Annotated in this window: 18 protein-coding genes and 1 pseudogene; 5 read left to right on the top strand and 14 right to left on the bottom strand. The window is 48.2% G+C overall.

From position 1 onward, the window contains the following. Positions 1–110 precede the first annotated feature (110 nt). From A3GK_RS0103775 to cmk, 13 genes and pseudogenes are all read right to left on the bottom strand, one after another. The gene (locus A3GK_RS0103775) at positions 111–644 is read right to left on the bottom strand and encodes a ribosome maturation factor RimM (protein ID WP_018028152.1); all 534 of its coding nucleotides are present in this window, start codon (positions 642–644) and stop codon (positions 111–113) included. 17 nt (positions 645–661) lie between these two features. Continuing rightward, positions 662–1,969 carry a UDP-N-acetylglucosamine 1-carboxyvinyltransferase gene (gene murA, locus A3GK_RS0103770; protein ID WP_018028151.1) on the bottom strand — a complete coding sequence of 436 codons (1,308 nt, stop codon included), beginning with the start codon at positions 1,967–1,969 and terminating at the stop codon, positions 662–664. 29 nt (positions 1,970–1,998) lie between these two features. Continuing rightward, positions 1,999–2,637, bottom strand: coding sequence for a DUF4290 domain-containing protein (locus A3GK_RS0103765; RefSeq protein ID WP_018028150.1), 639 nt, complete (start codon positions 2,635–2,637; stop codon positions 1,999–2,001). Between the two features lie 5 nt (positions 2,638–2,642). Next, entirely contained in the window at positions 2,643–3,983 is a 1,341-nt protein-coding gene (locus tag A3GK_RS0103760; RefSeq protein ID WP_018028149.1) for a glucose-6-phosphate isomerase, read from the bottom strand. Positions 3,984–3,994: 11 nt separating this feature from the next. Further along, on the bottom strand, positions 3,995–4,999 hold the full coding sequence (locus tag A3GK_RS0103755) for an NAD(P)H-dependent glycerol-3-phosphate dehydrogenase (RefSeq protein WP_018028148.1): 1,005 nt from the start codon (positions 4,997–4,999) through the stop codon (positions 3,995–3,997). Further along, positions 4,992–6,536, bottom strand: coding sequence for a lysine--tRNA ligase (gene lysS, locus A3GK_RS0103750; RefSeq protein WP_018028147.1), 1,545 nt, complete (start codon positions 6,534–6,536; stop codon positions 4,992–4,994). Before lysS ends, A3GK_RS0103755 begins: the two co-directional genes overlap by 8 nt. Before the next feature lie 142 nt (positions 6,537–6,678). Beyond that, positions 6,679–7,425: a cell division protein FtsQ/DivIB gene (locus A3GK_RS0103745; protein ID WP_018028146.1), complete on the bottom strand. Its 747-nt coding sequence runs from the start codon at positions 7,423–7,425 to the stop codon at positions 6,679–6,681. After that, entirely contained in the window at positions 7,422–8,795 is a 1,374-nt protein-coding gene (gene murC / locus A3GK_RS0103740; protein WP_026161698.1) for a UDP-N-acetylmuramate--L-alanine ligase, read from the bottom strand. Before murC ends, A3GK_RS0103745 begins: the two co-directional genes overlap by 4 nt. A 2-nt stretch (positions 8,796–8,797) precedes the next feature. Further along, positions 8,798–9,952 carry an undecaprenyldiphospho-muramoylpentapeptide beta-N-acetylglucosaminyltransferase gene (gene murG / locus A3GK_RS0103735; RefSeq protein ID WP_018028144.1) on the bottom strand — a complete coding sequence of 385 codons (1,155 nt, stop codon included), beginning with the start codon at positions 9,950–9,952 and terminating at the stop codon, positions 8,798–8,800. Next, a complete protein-coding gene (locus A3GK_RS0103730) occupies positions 9,949–11,274 on the bottom strand; it encodes an FtsW/RodA/SpoVE family cell cycle protein (protein ID WP_040575955.1) in 1,326 nt (441 codons plus the stop codon). The genes murG and A3GK_RS0103730 overlap by 4 nt, the downstream gene beginning before the upstream one ends. A gap of 13 nt (positions 11,275–11,287) precedes the next feature. After that, positions 11,288–11,626 (bottom strand): hypothetical protein, encoded by a 339-nt coding sequence (locus A3GK_RS0103725; protein ID WP_018028142.1) that lies wholly within the window; start codon positions 11,624–11,626, stop codon positions 11,288–11,290. Positions 11,627–12,060: 434 nt separating this feature from the next. Next, the gene (locus A3GK_RS11685; RefSeq protein WP_040575968.1) at positions 12,061–12,981 is read right to left on the bottom strand and encodes a 4-hydroxy-3-methylbut-2-enyl diphosphate reductase; all 921 of its coding nucleotides are present in this window, start codon (positions 12,979–12,981) and stop codon (positions 12,061–12,063) included. Between the two features lie 84 nt (positions 12,982–13,065). Next, a pseudogene (cmk, locus tag A3GK_RS11680) lies at positions 13,066–13,647 on the bottom strand ((d)CMP kinase); the annotation flags it as partial. Positions 13,648–13,841: 194 nt separating this feature from the next. On the opposite strand from cmk, the gene A3GK_RS0103715 reads away from it, so the two are divergent. From A3GK_RS0103715 to upp, 5 genes are read left to right on the top strand one after another with little or no spacing between them, the layout of a single operon-like run. Further along, positions 13,842–14,414 carry a DUF5063 domain-containing protein gene (locus A3GK_RS0103715; protein ID WP_018028140.1) on the top strand — a complete coding sequence of 191 codons (573 nt, stop codon included), beginning with the start codon at positions 13,842–13,844 and terminating at the stop codon, positions 14,412–14,414. Further along, on the top strand, positions 14,398–15,162 hold the full coding sequence (locus A3GK_RS10985; protein ID WP_018028139.1) for a 3'-5' exonuclease: 765 nt from the start codon (positions 14,398–14,400) through the stop codon (positions 15,160–15,162). The genes A3GK_RS0103715 and A3GK_RS10985 overlap by 17 nt, the downstream gene beginning before the upstream one ends. Positions 15,163–15,170: 8 nt before the next feature. After that, the gene (locus A3GK_RS0103705; protein WP_018028138.1) at positions 15,171–16,355 is read left to right on the top strand and encodes a class I SAM-dependent rRNA methyltransferase; all 1,185 of its coding nucleotides are present in this window, start codon (positions 15,171–15,173) and stop codon (positions 16,353–16,355) included. Between the two features lie 3 nt (positions 16,356–16,358). Further along, on the top strand, positions 16,359–17,774 hold the full coding sequence (locus tag A3GK_RS10380) for an MltF family protein (protein ID WP_018028137.1): 1,416 nt from the start codon (positions 16,359–16,361) through the stop codon (positions 17,772–17,774). A gap of 11 nt (positions 17,775–17,785) precedes the next feature. After that, positions 17,786–18,442, top strand: coding sequence for a uracil phosphoribosyltransferase (gene upp, locus A3GK_RS0103695; RefSeq protein WP_018028136.1), 657 nt, complete (start codon positions 17,786–17,788; stop codon positions 18,440–18,442). 256 nt (positions 18,443–18,698) lie between these two features. Here the strand turns inward: upp and A3GK_RS11600 are convergent. Further along, on the bottom strand, positions 18,699–18,948 hold a 250-nt coding region (locus A3GK_RS11600), incomplete at its 5' end, for a hypothetical protein (protein ID WP_211205454.1).

Below are 18,948 nucleotides of genomic sequence, written 5' to 3'. Positions count from 1 at the left end.
GTACCCAATACCTTTCAAATAACCTTGAGAATGTGCCAAACCTTGCAAAATAACATCTTTTTGACCCCCTTCTCACTGTTTTTATTAAGAATGAAGTGGGTAAAGATGGGTTAAAGCTCAAGTAGTTCCATAGGGAAGTTGAGAGTTAGTTTTCTACTTTCCTCATCAAGTTCTATTAGCCACTCAGGGGTAAGTGGTATAGGTACTTGCTTATTGTTTTTTGCAAGCTCTACAAGGAGCAAGATATTGGTTGTGGTACTATCTATTGCTACTATTTCTCCTATCACCTCTCCATTATCATGTAGTAGGCTGTAACCAATGAGTTTTGAAATATCAGGCGCTTCGCCCATTGGTAGTTCTTCCTTAAGGATCATAAGGTCACAGCCTACGAAGGGCTCCGCCTCGCATAGGTTGTGTAGCTCTTGGAGCTTAATAATTAATTGCTCTGCACTTCCCCTCACCTGCTCCACACGATAGGGGATAGGTATCTCATCAATCACGGGAAATAGAAACTCAGGCAGTATATCCTCGTATGTTGGAGAAGAGAGTGCCACCAAAAGCTCCCCTTGGTATCCGTGCGTCCTACGTACCTTTCCGTAAAGGGTTAGATCATTACCTTCTATTGTAGGGTAGGGGTTGAGCATACTCCTTATATATATATTTATACGCGGGTGATGGTTGCTCCTAATTGATTGAGTCGTTTATCAATAAATTGATAGCCCCTATCGATTTGGTCAATATTATTGATTCTACTAGTTCCATCGGCCGACATCGCTGCGATGAGTAGTGCAATACCAGCACGGATATCTGGTGAAACCATGGTGCCGCCCCTGAGCTTAAACTTACGGTCAAGCCCTATCACTGTAGCTCTGTGGGGGTCGCAAAGTATAATTTGAGCTCCCATATCAATCAACTTATCTACAAAGAATAGGCGGCTCTCAAACATCTTCTGGTGGATCAATACACTACCTCTTGCCTGTGTGGCGGTAACAAGTAGTACACTCAAAAGGTCTGGCGTTAGCCCTGGCCAAGGAGCATCGGCAATGGTCATGATAGAGCCATCCATAAAGCTCTCTATCTCATAATGGTCGTGTGCTGGTACATAGAGGTCATTATCTCGCTCTTCAACGGTAATACCCAATCGCCTGAAGGCATTGGGGATGATCCCTAATTCGTGTACATCGGCCTCCTTAATGGTAATCTCCGACCCTGTCATAGCTGCCATTCCGATAAAGCTACCCACCTCAATCATATCAGGCAAAAGCCTATGCTGTGTACCTCCTAAGCTCTCCACACCAGTGATGGTAAGTAGGTTGCTCCCGATACCTTCAATTTTTGCTCCCATCCGTACAAGCATCCGGCAAAGCTGCTGAATATATGGTTCACAGGCGGCGTGATATATAGTAGTAGTTCCTTCTGTAAGAACTGCCGCCATAATGATGTTGGCGGTACCAGTTACAGAAGCCTCCTCAAGTAGCATGTAGGTACCCCGCATTGGCTCCTCTGCCTCTATCGTAAAGAGTTCCTTTTGAGCGTCGTACTTCATCTGAGCACCAAGGTCTATAAATCCTTGGAAGTGAGTATCTAGCCTTCGTCTTCCTATCTTATCGCCACCAGGTTTGCCTATCAATGCTTTCTTGAACCTAGCTAAAAGCGGTCCAATGAGAAGCACACTACCTCGAAGCTTTCCACTTGCCTCTAGGAAAGCCTTAGAGTAGGCAAAGTCTAGGTTGATATTATCGGCCTTGAAAGAATATGTGTCCGCTGTCAGTTTCTTTACCTGCACCCCCATATCCATTAGGAGCTGGATCAAGTTATTGACGTCCAAGATATCAGGGATATTGCTGATCTGCACCTCCTCTTTAGTGAGAAGCACTGCCGAAATAACTTGCAGGGCTTCATTCTTTGCTCCTTGTGGATGGATATTACCACGGAGTTGGTGACCACCCTCTACAACAAACGAACTCATAGTACTTTAATATTTAATAGATGATGTAATTACCTCCTCTTCCTACGGTTGTTTTTATTCCTTTTCATCGTGTAGGTTCGGTTCTCCTTTTGTGGAGCTTGAGACGCGAATTCCTTAGCATCGGGTAGCTGACAAGTTAGCTCATCCAAATATATTTTCCCCTCCGATAGCTCATAGAGATCTGAGAAAATCTTAGCATTGGCTACGCTGTCCTTATTCCACTGCATATAGCTACGTTTCATCTGCAAGGCGGTTTCCTTTGCCAATGCGTCACGCTCTTCTCCCTCTGGCAGTGCCAATACTGCTTGTATCATTCGCTCAATAATCCTACCATAGTGCCTATAGAGAGGTTTTTGTTGGTGGTCATTATCTAGCGCACATTTTATCTGCGAGTGATACTCCTCTTTTGAGGTCACCTGATAGGGGAAGTCAATATCCAGTTTGAAGTCCGACATAATGTATAGGTGATCCCACAACACTTGCGTATGATCTTCCCGCTCCTTATCACGGGTTGAGACCATATCCATCGTAGCTATAATTGACTCTGCACAGCGCTGCCTCTCCGCTTCGTCCTTCAAAGTCAAGCAGTAATCTACCATATTTTGGATATGCCTCCCATATTCAGGTAGGATCAGAGGCTTTGAAAGTGTATTGTAGCTTTTATCCATAGGTGTTACAGTTCATTGACGCGCCCTTGAATAGACTTAGAGGCTTCCTCATATCCAGGCTTATTCAGCAGTGCAAACATATTCTTTTTGTAGGCTTCTACACCTGGTTGATCAAATGGATTGACCCCAGTGAGGTATCCACTAATCGCTACCAGCTTCTCAAAGTAATAAAAGAGTTGCCCAATATTGTATGCATCTAGCCGTGGTAAGGTGATATTAACTAGTGGCACGCTTCCATCTAGGTGAGCCAACATAGTCCCTTTCTCAGCCTGTTTGTTGACAAAACTAATCCGTTTACCGGCAATAAAATTAAGTCCATCAAGATTCTCCTGATCACTTGGTATCTCAAGACGGTGCTCGCTCTCATCTATCGTCACAAAGGTCTCAAAGATGATCCGCTCCCCATCTTGGATCCACTGCCCCATAGAGTGGAGGTCGGTGGTGAAGTCCACAGCAGCTGGGAATATTCCTTTGTGGTCTTTTCCTTCACTCTCTCCGAATAATTGTTTCCACCACTCATTAATATAGTGCATCTTGGGGTGAAAGTTGACTAAAAGCTCAATCTTCTTGCCACTCTGATATAGGGCAATTCGTGTGGCAGCGTGTTGCTCTACAATAGTCGCCTCACTGCTATTAATATCTAGCTTTTGAGCCATATCTTTCGCTCCATTAACCAAGGCCTTAATATCAAAGCCTGCGGTAGCTATAGGTAGTAGACCTACTGGGGTCAGTACGCTAAAGCGACCACCCACATTGTCAGGTATAACATAGCTCTTGTATCCTTTCTTATCGGCAAGTGTGCGTAGGGCTCCCTTTGAATGGTCGGTAATGGCTACGATATGTTGGCGAGCAAAGTCTTCTCCCTCCTGCTCCTCTAGCAGTTGCTTAAGAAGACGGAAGGCAATAGCTGGCTCAGTTGTAGTACCACTCTTTGAGATGTTGATAAGCCCAAACTTATGCCCCTTCACTAGATCCAGAAGCTCTGAAAGATAATCCTCAGAGATGTGGTGACCTGCAAATAGCAAGTGGGCACCCGTAGCTGGTTTTAGATGGGCAAACGAGTCCGAAAGAGCCTCAACCACCGCTTTGATACCTAGGTAGGAACCACCAATGCCGATTGAGATAACGTACTCACAATCTTCCCGTAGCCTATCAGCAGTCTTTTGGATATCTGCTATCATCTCATCAGAGATCTCAAATGGAAGCTCTCTCCAGCCTAGGAAGTCATTTCCCTTGCCCTCTTCGGAGTGTAGGAGTTGGTGACTCTCTTTAGCTTTTGGCAAGAGTGCTTCATAAAGGCTCTTCACCTTATTATCTCTAAGAGCATTATTTATAGTTACTTTCATCTTATCTTTATTTACTTAAGTTTTAAGCTCAGTTTTTCAAAGGTTTCCCGTGCATTCTCCTTCTTGTAGAGGAGGTCATAGACAGCTTGTGCTATAGGCAACTCAATTCGGTGCTTTTTCAGGAGTACGTGGATGCACTTCGCCCCATAATATCCCTCTGGTGTCAGCTCCATTTCATCTTGTGCCTGCATCACCGAGTACCCTTTTCCTATCAGAGTGCCGAGAGTGCGGTTGCGACTGTAGCGAGAGTAGCCAGTTACCAATAGGTCACCAAGGTATACAGAGTCATTTATATTTCGCTCCGCATCAGTCACTTCCGAAAGGAAGTAGTCCATCTCCTTTATCGCGTTGGAGAGCAGTACCGCTTGGAAGTTATCTCCCATGCGAAGGCTTTGGCATACCCCAGCAGCTATAGCGTAGATGTTCTTTAGTACACTCCCCAGCTCTATTCCACGTACGTCCGTACTGACATTACAAAACGTGTAATCAGAATTAAATATCTGACTCATCTGCTCTGCCCTCTTCCCATTACTACAAGCCAATGTGAGGTAGCTCAATCGCTCAAGTGCCACCTCCTCTGCGTGAGTTGGACCACTGATCACTGCTATTTGCTCCTCTGGTATCTGTAGTTGGTCGCTCAAGTAGTCCGAAATCACCACATAGTTGTCAGGTATAATACCCTTAACTGCGTTGAGAATGGTTTTTTTCTGAAGCGAGCCAGGCTTTGCTTTATCAAGTGTTCCCTTGATGTAAGGGGATGGGGTCACTAATATAAGAGTGTCCGACTTAGCTACGATCTTAGGAATATCCGTAAAGAAATCAATCCTATCTGTATCAAAAATCTGACTAGTAAGGTAGGTGGGGTTGTGCTGCGAGTGCTTAAACTGCCGCACCGTCTCTCCGAAGCGGAAGTACCAATTGATACGCTCCTCATGCTCCAAGACAATCTTGGCAAGAGCAGTGCCCCAGCTACCGCTACCGATGATCCCTATTTTACCCGGTTGCCAGTTACTCATCGTCTTTTTCTGTTGTTTCACTCTTCGCCTTTACCTCGGGTTTCATTTGAGGGAATAGAAGCACCTCTTGTATGCTTTCTTGTCCCGTCAATAGCATCACAAAGCGATCCATTCCGATTCCCATACCGCTCGTTGGTGGCATACCATACTCCAGAGCTCTTACAAAGTCTTGGTCAATCAGCATCGCCTCATCATCTCCTTTCTCCGAAAGCTCCATCTGATGTTGGAAACGCTCCAATTGGTCAATAGGATCATTCAGCTCCGAATAGGCATTGAGAAGCTCCTTACCATTGACCATTAATTCAAAACGCTCCGTAATTTCTGGTTCTGTGCGGTGCATCTTCGTAAGAGGCGACATCTCCACAGGATAGTCGGTAATATAGGTGGGTTGAATATAATTACCCTCACACTTCTCACCAAATAGCTCATCAATCAGCTTTCCCTTGCCCATGGTTTTATCCACAGCTATTCCCTGAGCCTTACATGCTTCACGGAGCTCCTCCTCGCTCTTCCCCTTGATGTCAAAGCCTGTGTACTTTAGAATGGCATCACGCATCGTCACACGAGGGTAGGGCGCCTTAAAGTCAATCTCGCGGTCACCTACCTTGGTCTTGGTCGTCCCATTCACCTGGATAGCGATGTACTCTAGCATCTGCTCCGTCATCTCCATCATCCAGTTGTAGTCGGTGTAGGGTACATAGACCTCCATCGCTGTAAATTCTGGATTGTGGGTACGGTCCATTCCCTCATTGCGGAAGTTTTTGCTAAACTCATACACCCCATTGAATCCACCCACAATCAGTCGCTTTAGGTAAAGCTCATTAGCAATACGCAGGTAAAGTGGTATATCCAGAGCATTGTGGTGAGTGACAAAAGGACGAGCTGCAGCACCACCTGGGATGCTTTGTAGGATAGGAGTCTCTACCTCCAGATAGCCACGTGCATCTAGGAATTCACGCATCGCCTTGAACGTCTTACTGCGCTTGATAAATACCTCCTTCACTTGAGGGTTCACCACTAGGTCTACATACCTCATACGGTACCTCTGCTCAGGGTCACCAAAGGCATCATAAGTGACGCCATCCTTCACTTTTACCACAGGAAGAGGGCGTAAGCTCTTGGATAGGAGCTTCAGCTCCTGTACGTGGATAGATACCTCACCCATCTTGGTACGGAATACATATCCCTTAATGCCAATGAAGTCACCGATATCTAGGAGCTTCTTAAATACCGTATTATAGAGCTCTTTATCCTCACCAGGTGCAATATCGTCACGAGTTACATAGAGCTGGATACGCCCAGTGGAGTCTTGTAGCTCACAGAATGAAGCTTTACCCATGATACGACGCATCATAATACGTCCTGCCATACTCACCTCTCTCCGAGGAGCTTCATCATCAAATGATGCCAATACCTCATCGGCATATGCAGTCACTTTGAATTCCTCTGCTGGATAGGGGTTAATTCCCATTTCCCTCAACTTCTCCAGACTCTGACGTCTTAATACCTCCTGCTCACTTAGCTCTCTAGTACTCATCTATATATAGAATATTATAATGTCTAATATGTTCCCCTCAATAGGTTGTCCTATTGGGTGATACAACTCTTTGCACAAACTTACCCAAAATTATTGAGTGGTGTTAATGATTAAAGCTTTTTCGTCTCTTTTTGGAGGTCGGTTATGGGCGACGCTTACACACAATCTGCCCAGAATAAGAGAGTTTGACTAGTTGATAGCGATTTGCTCCCACTTGTGGCACAATCTTATTGTAAAAGGTATGTATCTTCTCCAGGTCCTCCTCCAGATTAGTCGTTCCCAACACCTCAAATATATAGTCACCAACTCGTGGATAGAAGTGCAGGCGATTGCCCTCCTTCAGTTCAATCACACTGAAAAAAGAGGCCCAATCCTCGTGTGTCTGCATAAACTGACTGAGTGGTAGAAGCGTCTGCTTGAGCGTGATAGAGTCGACCTGGTGAGCTCTTACAATGGGAAGGTACACCGAGACGCCCACCTTCGTACGCATTGGGTTCCCCTCATCATCAAGGTGAAAGGAGCCTTGGTCAGAGAAAAAGCGCAAGACTGGTTTGCGACTCTCCACCTGTACCGTCATCTGATGCGCAGCGGGCGAAATATAAGCATTAACCTTCTTGGCATAGGGTATTTCTTGGCGTACTCGGCCTTCTATCCCTGCCAAATCCACAGAGACCGTCGTGGTGTCGGTAATATCGATGGGAAGTATGCGCGACACATCATCCTTATCTAAAAAACCTGCCTCACTCCCATGGATCACTATGCGAGTACGATTGGGCTGCACAATGTAGCGCGACTGCCCTCGGAAGGCAAAGTAAGAGTAGCCCATAACCCCTAATAGGGTGAGTGCTATCAGCCAAATCAATAGGGTTGAGGCTTTCTTTCTCGTCATATCACTACACTCTTGAGATAGTCACGTACCTCGGGGAGCAGATACTCAATATCTCCTGCCCCCATCATTACTAGCACATCAAAGTGGTGCTTACGTAGCTCAGGGATCAGCCCCTCCTTCGTCACAGAGGCCTTTAGCGGAGAGGTAACTAACTTTGCCAATGCATCTGATGTCACCCCTGGGATAGGCTCTTCACGGGCCGGGTAGATAGGAATTAATATCACATTATCCACCACCGAAAGTGCTTCGGCAAACTCCTTCATAAAGTCAGCAGTACGACTAAAAAGGTGGGGCTGAAAAACCACTGCGATCTCTTTGTCTGGGTAAAGCTTCCGAATAGAGGTGAGCGATGCCTTGATTTCATCGGGGTGATGGGCATAATCATCAATCATCACCGGGTGTTGGGGCTCATTGAGCCATCGTTCAAAGCGGCGACGGCTTCCCAAGAAACTCTTCAACCCCTCCCTCAATTCCTCCTCAGTTGCTCCTAGGTGCTGAGCTAGTGCCAGTGCCGCCGTAGCATTCAGCACATTGATTTCCACCGGAGTGCCGATTTGGAGCTGTTGGTAGCACCCACCAGGGTAGTGCCAGTCGAAATAAAGCTCTGCATCGCGGTAGATCACATTGCTATACCAGTAGTCGGATTGTGAGGAGCTCCCATAGCGCAATAGCTTCACCCCCTCAGGGCATTTATCTAAATGTGCCTTCTCATTGAGGAGCAACACTCCCCCATCGTTAATCTTATCTGCAAAGATCTGAAAAGCCTCTCGGTATGCCTCAGGTGTTCCATAAATATCGAGGTGGTCTGGCTCTGTAGAGGTGATAATCGCGTGCGTTGGGGTTAGTTGATGAAACGAGCGATCATACTCATCCGCTTCGATAACCACATAAGGGCTATTGGGGTTTAAGTAAAGGTTGCTTCCACTATTTTGGGAAACTCCACCGAGAAATGCATTGGCACCAATGTGCGATTGCTCAAGGAGATGAGCCAAAAGTGTACTAGTAGTAGTCTTACCATGCGTGCCCGCCACACAGAGTGCATTTTGCCTTCGGGTGATCTGCCCCAGCACTACCGAACGCTTCACCTGCTCGTAGCCATGCTGTGCGTAGTATTGGCGGATATGATTATCCTCGTGTATTGCAGGCGTGTAGACTACCTGCACCTCCCTAGGTGCTTGGTATTTGGTGGGAATCAGCTCCGGACGATCTTCATAGATAATCTCTGCTCCTGCCTCCTCCAAAGCCGTGGAAACCTTTGAGCGGATCCTATCATATCCTCCCACATGAGCCCCTTCGGCAAGGAAATAGCGTGCAATGGCACTCATGCCGATGCCCCCAATACCGATGAAAAAATAACTCTTCCCTTTCATATCTACTTCTTTGTGGCTTTCTTCGCTTCCCACTTCTCCACAATTTTCACCACCTCATCCACGATCGTCTCATCCGCCTTTGGACAGGCTAGCTTCAGGGCATTGGAGCCCAGCACCTCCAGCTGTTTCTCCGCCCCAAGTAGCTCCAGAGCTTTCGGCACCAAAGCCTCTCGTGCGTTGGCATCCGCCACCATCACCGCAGCGTTATCCGCTACCAGAGCTTGCGCATTTTTAGTTTGGTGATCCTCCGCCACATTAGGGCTAGGTACCAAGATCGAAGGCTTCCCCAGCATACATAGCTCCGAGATAGAGCTAGCTCCCGCCCTAGAGATCACCAGATCGGCCACCGAGTAGGCATAGTCCATACGGTTGATAAAGTCAGTGAGTACAATGTTTTTATCTTCCAACCCTTGGCTTTTGAGATGCTCTTGCCCCTCTTTTATGTAGCCCTTTCCGCACTGCCATAGGAGTTGCATGGTCTCCCGCTCACTCGCAAAAAGCTTCACGGCAGCTGCCATACTCTCATTGATTGTCCGTGCTCCAAGGCTTCCCCCAATCACTAAGAGCGTTCTTTTTTTAGGGTCCAGCTTGAAGTGCTGATACGCCTCTATAGCGTGTGGTTGTATATCAGCCAATTGCTTACGGATTGGATTTCCCGTAAGTATGAGGTTTTTTCCCTTCGGAAAAAAGCGAGCCATATCCTTGTATGCCACACAAATTGTCTCCGCCTTTTTGCCGACTAATTTATTTGTTTTGCCTGCAAATGAATTTTGCTCCTGCACCAAAGTCGGTATTTTTAGCCCATTTGCCTCCAAAAGGGTAGGGGCACTGGCATACCCTCCCACACCGATCACGATTTGTGGCCGGATCCTTTTTAGCTCCTTACGGATTTGTTGTCGGCTCTTAAGTAGTTTCCAAAGGGTGATGAATAGCTTAATGGGATTCTTGCCTCGGCTCAATCCCTCTACCGGTAGCAAGATGATATCATACCCTGCTGCAGGTACCTTTTCCTCCTCCATACGTCCCTTGGCGCCCACAAAGGTCACCTCACACTCTGGGTATCGACGTTTTATCTCATTGGCAATAGAGATGGCGGGGAATATATGCCCCCCTGTGCCACCACCGCTGATGATTACATTGGTTAGTTTTGTACTCATGGCTCCACATTTTCTACTGGTTCACTCTCTATTGGAGGCATCTCTGGGATAGCCTCTGTAGCAACTATTTGGTTGAGACCCCCTGCTTTGGCAATCCGCTCCTCCTCCTTCCGTTTATTATCGTGGCTTACCGCCAAAAGGATGCCGAAGTAAATCCCCGTCACTAGATAGCTAGAGCCACCTCGACTGATAAATGGGAGGTTTTGCCCAGTGATCGGGAATAGATTGACACAGATGAGCATATGCAGGAAGGCTTGTAGTGTGATAATCAACCCTATCCCCTGTACCAAGAGGGTTTGGTAGACACTATTGGTACGCCTTCCGATCCCTCCGATAATAAAGAATAGAGCCAAGTAGGTCAGTACCACCAAAATAGCTGCGGCAATTCCCCCTTCCTCCACCAAGATGCTAAATACAAAGTCCGAATATGGCTCGGGAAGGAGGTTGCGCATCTCACTTTTACCAAAGCCTACACCCAACAGGTGGCTATTGGCAATCGCTCTTTGTGATGAAACAATCTGCAGATCCTTTCCATCAATATCGCTGTAGGTATCCGAATTGATAGGTGCTCCCACTTGCGTTATGAATCGCTCAATTCGAGCATAGCCTGTGCCCAAGCGAGTTACTCCGCCCTCTCGAATACTTGGCACCAAAACTAGTAGCATAATCACCAATGCCAAAGCCCCTAAGCCCCCCAAAAGCAATCGCCTCATCATCTTCCGATTGGCACCTCCCATGTAAGAGATACAAAAGACCACCGAGGCAAGGATCAGAGCTGTCGATATATTCTCTAGGAAGATAGGCAGACAAAATAAACCGGTGGTGATGAATATCACCCAGAAGTTACGTGCCGAAGCGTGTCGCCCATCTTTGAACCTCAGTTGCGTTGCCACAAAGTTGATCAAGGCGAGCCTCGCTAGCTCTGAAGGCTGAAAGGAGATACCCGCGAGTGAGATTTGTCGCTTTGCATCATTGAGATCCTGACCCCTAAAAAGCACGTAGAGGAGTAGGATAAAACTGAAAAATAAAAAGAGCCTCGCATACTTCCTAAAGAAACGTAGTGGAATATGTGATACCGCCACACAGAGCCCAATGGCTAATCCCATTGAAAGTATGTGCTTTCCAAACATATTAAAGAAGCCACCTCCACTCGCCCAAGAGCCAAACGCCTTGGTGCTGGTCGAAGAAAAAACAATCCATAGGCTAATCGACATCAGTACCAACATTATAGCCCATATTGCTTTGCTACCGATGAAGAGCCTATTGGGGTGCCACCACGCCTGCGTCGGGGCTTCCCTCACTATAGAGCTTTCGTCACTCATATCGCTATTCCACCTATTCCGGCCAATTTTTTCCTGTCCATATAAACCTTATCTCTCCTCTTGAGGTCAACTCTTTTACGATGATCTGATATCGCTGTCCCTCCTGATAATGGCGGTCAAAACCTTCAATCTCCTTGATAGCAATGAAAGGTTTTGTCGTCATCGACCCCTCCTCCTTGATGAGCGTACGGTATCTACCAGCCTCATCCTTTTCTTCCAGTATCACAAGGTAGAGCCTCCTCACACTCATGGGAATCGGCGACTGCTTGGAGCAACTCTCCACTAGCAAGAGCAGTGCTAGGCACCCCACTAGCGCCAAGATCCATCGAACCCATTGATGATTACTCGTCATGCCTTAATTGATTATCTATTCTACTCCCCCAACTAACCCCACACCTTTCCGCAAATCTACCAAAAATTATCGCGGCTACCTCAATATTTCGAGACAGTTATCATAGCTGAAAAATTAGAATTCCCCCTACTGCCTGTATACGTCATAATGCTAGTAATTTTTCTCCAGCTGAGGTGAAAAATAGCTTTATCATCAGTCTCAGACAGAGGCTGTTGATTACTCTTCTTTGGCAACTACCGACAACTAGATTCTCGACTTTTTTGCCCGATAAAATCGCCTTTTGTAATGGATTGATTCTTAGTACTATACACTGGCGTTTTCTTAGTTGCAACTAAGCAATCGGTTAGTTGCAACTCGTCAATTGCTTAGTTGCAACTCAGCAAATGCTTAGTTGCATCTCCACTTTTGCCTAGATGCAGGGGGGTAAAAATCTGTTATTTGTCGTGAGGTTGGGATGTGTAAGCTTGCTCCTCTATTTTTTGTTTTACCGCCTCCATCTGCCACCTTGGGGTAGAGGTAGCTCCGCAGATACCCACCGTGTGTACCCAGGAGGGGAGGGGAGTGGTGATCTCGTCGGGGGAGGTGATGAAGTGGGTATTAAGATTGGCACGTAGGGCGGTTTGGTAGAGCACCTTGCCATTACTGCTGTGAGCTCCGGCGATGAAGTAGACCCAATCCTTTTCCTTGGCAAACTGGGTGATTTCGGGGACCCGATTGGAGACCTGTCGGCAGATGGTATCGTACCACTCCACCTTCACCCCTTCGTGAACCCATTCACGCAGGGCGGTGTGAAGTGCCTCAAACTGGTTCTGATCCATAGTGGTCTGACTAAATAGTGCTACAGCGCGATTAGGATCAATCAATTCACGTGCCTCTTCTACCGATTGTACCACGATGGCGGTGCCATCGGTTTGGCCCACCAGTCCATTCACCTCGGCATGCCCTCGCTTTCCGAAGATCACGATTTGCTGTCCCTCTTCTAATCCCTCTAGGTACTTGGTTCGGATCCGCTTTTGGAGGGTGAGTACCACAGGGCAGGTAGCATCTATCACCTCGATGCCCTGCTTTCGGGCCTCCTCGTAGATCTTGGGGGCTTCGCCATGAGCTCTGAAGAGTACTCGCTCTCCCTTGAGCGATGGTAGCTGGTCGTAGCCGACTGCATGGAGCCCCTCTCGGGAGAGGCGTGCAACCTCTTCGCTGTTGTGTACGATATCGCCGAGGGAGTAGAGGGGGCGCTGAAGCTTTAGCTCGGCCTCGGCCTTGCTGATGGCGTGGATCACTCCGAAGCAAAAGCCCGACCCCTCATCGATCTCTACTGATAGCTCGCCCGAGGAGTTGCCCCGAATGACGCGCATCGCCACCTCCCATACTAATTGCTGTTGCTCCTCGAGGGATAGTGCACTATTGTCTAGCAGGATGGCATCATCGGCACGGCGAAGGGGGTCGATGGCTCGGGTGCTATCGATCCGATCGCGTGCCTCTACATTCTGTAGCACCTCCTCGTAGCCCACCTCGTCGCCACGGCTACGTAGCTCTGCCACACGTCGGGCAGCTCGTACTTCTGGTGTGGCGGTGACGAAAAACTTGAGCTCGGCATGGGGCATGACTACAGTGCCGATATCTCGGCCATCCATCACCACACCACCTGCTGAAACCCATGATTGCTGTATGGCTACTAGGTATTTTCGTACCGCTGCGATGGTGCTGATGGGGCTCACGTGGTTGGAGACCTCCATGCCCCGAATCTCTCGCTCTACATCCTCTCCATTGAGGAGGAGGTGCTGGCCATCTGCTTTTGTTTCGAATGCGAGGGTGACCTCCTGTGCCACTCGCTGGCTGATGGCCTCCTCGCAAGGTTGGCCATCGGACCAAAGGCCCTCTCGGAGCGACCAGAGGGTCACCCCGCGATACATCGCCCCTGTATCCACGTAAGTATAGTCGAGTTGGCTAGCTAGTCGCTTGGCAATGGTGCTTTTGCCACAAGAGGAGTGCCCATCTAGGGCTATATTGATTCGTCTCATAGAGTTTTCTCCACACATATATATATTAGTATCCCAATGCTCATTCTCCCTCAGTCACAAAGTTACCAAAAAAGGGGTAGATAATCTTTGGTGGCTCGCTTCATGACGAGCATTGGAGAATAGGAGTGGTATTTGCTCAAAAATGTCTACCTTTGTATGAAGTACACATTTAATGAGTGATAGAAGCGATAAGCATGAGAGCTAAGAGCAGTGACGGGGGTACAGGTGTATTGGGGAATAGTGGGGTGCTGGACTTTGTGGCCGCCGCCGCACGCTATTGTGCTTTGGTGGAACCAGTGACGACACCGCTATGGACGAGGGAGAGCTTGGTGGAGTGTCGGCAGGTACTGGCCGATATCTATGCTGAGGGGTTACGGCTACCCACTTGGCCTATGGAGGCTTTTGGGGAGGAAGCTGGTCGGTTGGTGACGGAGGAGGAGTATGACCTGGTTCGGCAGCGGTTGGTTCGCATCTTAGGGAGCTATGACTACTTTCTTGACGCTGAGGAGGAGGCGATGAAGTATTCAGAGACGCCTATCGGTGTGAGTACTGCAGAGCTTTTGGCCGATATTTACCAGGTGCTGGGCGACTTTGTATGGGTAATGCGTGGGGGTAATGAACGAGCAATGTATCAGGCGGTGGCGGAGTGTCGCTACACGATGGAGGAACGTTGGGGTGAGCTATTGCTGACGGTGCTGAGGCAATTGCATCGCTTATACCACGACCCTCTCTTTGAACTTCAAGAAGAAGATGGAGGAGATAACTAGGAGTAAGATCAGCAATGAGGAGCTGAGAGAGCTAGAAGCAGAGGTGCTTGAGGTGCCACTAGTGGTGCTTTCGCATAGAACTTCTGTTCAGGAGTTTGTGGCTCAGTGTTCGGCACTGGGTGATGGGGTAAGTGTGCTGGGGCTGGATACGGAGACGAAACCGGCCTTTAAGCGTGGTTGTAGCCATAAGGTATCACTTCTACAATTGGCGACTGCCGACCGAGCACTATTGATTCGATTGGAGCCGGTACTCTCTCAAGAGCAATTGGCACCAGTGAAGAAACTACTTGAGGATCAAAAAATCACTAAGGTGGGAGTGGGTATTGGTGATGATGCCAAGGGACTTTGGAAGGATCGCCAACTGCGTCTCAATCGGATGGTGGATCTCAGGCTGCTTTCTAAGGCAGCTGGTATTGAGGTGCTTTCGCTCTCAAAACTCTATGCGGTACTATTCGGTAAGCGGATTAGTAAGGGGCAGCGCCTCTCGGATTGGGAGCGTGAGGAGTTGACGGAGGCTCAATTGGATTATGCAGCACTTGATGCGGTGGCTGGTCTACGAATCTACCAAGCTTTGGAGGGGTGGCTAAATGAGGAAATGTATCGGGACTTAGAGGGGCTGCCTAAGGAGAAAAATAAACGCTCTATCCGGAAGTCTTTGAAAAGGGGACGAATCGCTGGGACATCAAAAACAAAGGAGGCAAAGAATAGGGGCAAGAGTAAGGGGAGTAAAGTAGCAAAAAAGAAATAGTAGTCAATATGAAGCAGATAGAGCTAAAAGCGGGGCGAGAGGCCTCAGTGGAGCGTAAGCATCCTTGGATCTTTTCACGTGCCCTTGTCTCTACCAAAGAGATAGAGGCTGGGGATATGGTGGAGGTGCTGGATAGTGAGGGGCACTTTTGTGGAAGAGGTTATTATGAAGGTGGCTCTATTGCGGTTCGGCTTTTGACCTTTGTGGAGGGGGAGCAGATAGATGCTTCTTTGTGGCAAAGACGGTTTCAAGAGGCTTTGGAAGCTCGCAGGGCACTTGGACTTTTGGCTTCTCCTCGTGAGGGTTTCCGCTTGGTCTATGGGGAAGGAGATAGTTTGCCAGGACTGATTGTGGACCTCTACGGAGGGGTGGCTGTGATGCAAGCTCATACGCTTACGATGCACTTGAGACGTAGAGAACTGTCGGAGTCACTGGCAACGGTGCTAGGGGAGCGGTTGGAGGCAGTTTACTATAAGTCGTCGGACTCTCTACCGATGGTGGAGGGGGTGGTGGATGAATTGCTTTACGGATCTATTGATGCGGTGGAGCAGGTGGTGGCAGAGGAGCAAGGCATTCGTTTCTCCCCAGATATTCTAAGGGGGCAGAAGACAGGCTTCTTCCTCGACCAACGTCAGAATCGCGCTAGAGTAGGGGAGCTGGCGAAGGGAAGAAGGGTACTGAATATGTTTTGCTATACCGGTGGCTTTTCGCTCTATGCCCTAAGAGGTGGTGCAGAGCGGGTGGTGTCGCTAGATAGTTCGCCTAGAGCGATGGATCTGCTGGAGGACAATTTGAAGCTCAACTTTGGTGAAGTTCCTACTTGCCATGAGTCTGTGGTAGGGGATGCCTTTAAGTATCTGTATGAGATGGAGGAGGGGGCTTTTGATATGATTATTTTGGACCCTCCAGCTTTTGCTAAGAGGAGGGAGGTATTGCGAAATGGTCTGCAAGGCTATCGCAAACTGAATAGTGCGGCACTTCGTAAGATAGCAAAGGGCGGGCTACTCTTTACTTTTTCCTGCTCACAAGTGGTGGGGGTAGAGGAGTTCCGGCAGGCTCTTTTTACCGCTGCGTTGCATGCTGGTCGCGAGGTGCGGGTGCTGGAGCAGTTTGGTCAGTTTGCCGATCATCCAGTAAGTATTTACCACCCCGAGGGGAGTTATCTGAAGGGCTTTTTGCTCTATGTGTCTTAAGAGATGATGAGAACTATTTATCTACTTGGTCTGCTTTTGAGCCTATTGCTCTCTGCCTGTAGTCAGGAGGAGGGGGATGAGTCGGCACAGCATTTCCGTGGCTGGCAGGAGGTGGTAGATAGTGATACGCTGAGGATAGGGACGCTTACCTCGCCCGAAGACTTTTACCTTCTGAGGGGTGAGATGATGGGTTTGGAGTATCAAAAGGCGGTGGACTTTGCACAAGCTCACGAACTTGTACTGGATGTGCAGATTGAGCGGAGCTTGGATAGTTTGCTTTGGCGATTGGAGCAAGGGGAGATAGACCTTTGTATTACCCCTTTGGCTATGTCACGAGGAAATCTCGAGCGGTTTTCTTTTGGCGGAATCATTGATACGGCATCTCTAGTGCTGGTACAGAGAAAGGCAAAGGAGGGGATGATTTCAAACCTTTCAGAACTGGGAGGTAAGAAAGTGTGGATAGATGCTGGGGGTGCTGCAGAGGTTCGGTTGCATCAGATTGAGGAGGAGATAGGGGAAAATATTGAAGTGGTCCCTTCGGACTCACTCAGTATGGAGGAGCTTTTGGTGCAGATGGGCACGGAGGGGGGAATAGACTTCCTACTCGTAGATGAGCATCTGGGGCAGTTGGGGATGAGGTATTTCCCTTCGCTTAATGCCGACCTTCGGGTGAGTGCACCGATTAAGTATGGGTGGGCTCTTTGTAAAGAGAATAATTCACTAAAGAAGCAGTTGGATACCTACTTCCTAACAGGTGAAAAGTTGGGGCATTATAGTCGGCTACGTGACCAGAATAGCCATCTGCAGAGCTATATTCAGGAGTTTGCGATGGTAAAGGAGCGGGTGCAATTGACGCAAGGGGTGATCTCTCAGTACGATGCTTTATTTGAAAAAGAGGGGGCTAGGCTGCCTTGGCACTGGACGGTGTTGGCGGCTATTGCTTATCACGAGAGTCGTTTTAGAAGCGATGTGGTAGGCTGGAGTGGAGCTAGGGGATTGATGGGGATTATGCCACGCACTGGTGCTAGTTATGGGGCAACGAAGGAGGAGTTGCTTCGGCCTGAGGTATCAATTCGAGTGGCGGTAGACTGTCTTTTGGAGGTAAGGAAGAGCTTCGGAGATATGACTGATGAGGCGACTCAATTGAGCTTCACACTTGCAGCCTATAATGCTGGACTGGGACATGTGCAGGATGCAATGCGGCTTGCCCGGAAACATCATGCCCCCGACTCTATATGGCAGGGCGGGGTGAGGGAGTATATCTTACTGAAAAGCCATCCAGAGTACTACAATGACCCAGTGGTTCGCTTTGGATACCTGCGAGGTAAGGAGACGGCTAACTATGTAGATGATGTGATGAGCAGAAGTCAGGTGTACCACGCTTTATTGCAAAAGAAAAATTCAAACCATAAGAAATAGTATATAAGATCATGAAAGTAATCAACCTTTCGGAACAGAATTCAATCCTCAACCGCTTTGTGGCGGAGTTGCGAGATGTCAATATCCAAAAGGATCGTATGCGCTTCAAGCGAAACATTGAGCGGATAGGCGAGGTGATGGCGTATGAGATTAGTAAGACGTTTGAGTATCAGCCTAAGGAGGTGCAGACTCCACTAGCGATCTCGCACGACCAATTGGATCAAAATGAGGTGGTGATTGCCACGATTCTACGTGCTGGACTTCCTCTCCACCATGGATTTACTAATTACCTAGATAGAGCAGAGAACTGCTTTGTTTCGGCCTATCGCAGGTATAAGGACCGGCTCAATTTTGAGGTGATGATTGAGTATCTTTCCTCTCCTTCAATAGAGGGTAAAACGCTGATTTTGGTCGATCCAATGCTGGCAACTGGAAGCTCTATGGAGCTGGCATACAAGGCAATCCTCACGAAGGGAACTCCTAAGGTATTGCATGTGGCCTCTGTGATTTCTAGTCAACCAGCACTGGATTATCTGCAGAAGGTAATGCCTGAGGATTGTACGCTTTGGACCGCTGTCAACGATCCTGAGATCAATGAGCACTCTTATATCGTACCAGGTCTCGGTGATGCTGGAGATCTCTCTTTTGGTGAAAAGTTAGACGACTAGAGACTGTTGCACGAAGGCGATCTGCGGCGTTGCTATCGGAATTCGGGTTCGGTCACGTACGTGAGTACGCTCCCTTCACCCTCATCCTCAGCACCTTGCATCTCATCCTTCGTGCAAAGTCTCGGCACATTTGAAGCAAATGTGCGATAATGGCACTTCGTGCAACATTCTCGACTAAGTCTATTTTCATCTTAGTATAAAATAAAGGAGCCCTCACATTGCGTGAGGGCTCCTTCGTAGTAGTATGACGGGCATGTCATACATCTGTGGTGAAAGTCCACTCGGGGCGTAGTTGCCAACGAACCCCATAGCGACTTGCAAGTTTCAAGGGGTGACCCTTGGGAGAGAAGAAGCAATAGCGAATTCGTGGCCTGACGAACAGAAACCTAATACTAAGGCGTATCAAGCGGACAAGCTGGCTACAGGCAGTGAAGTTCCAAAAGGCAACCGTAACCTTGATGCGTAAATTAGGCAGGTAAACGATGAAAGATGTATGGCTTATCCCG

This window comes from Porphyromonas somerae DSM 23386, assembly GCF_000372405.1.
In the GTDB taxonomy this organism is placed as follows: domain Bacteria; phylum Bacteroidota; class Bacteroidia; order Bacteroidales; family Porphyromonadaceae; genus Porphyromonas_A; species Porphyromonas_A somerae.
Note: the sequence above shows the minus strand (reverse complement) of the source record. Positions and strands in the feature narration are given on the sequence as shown.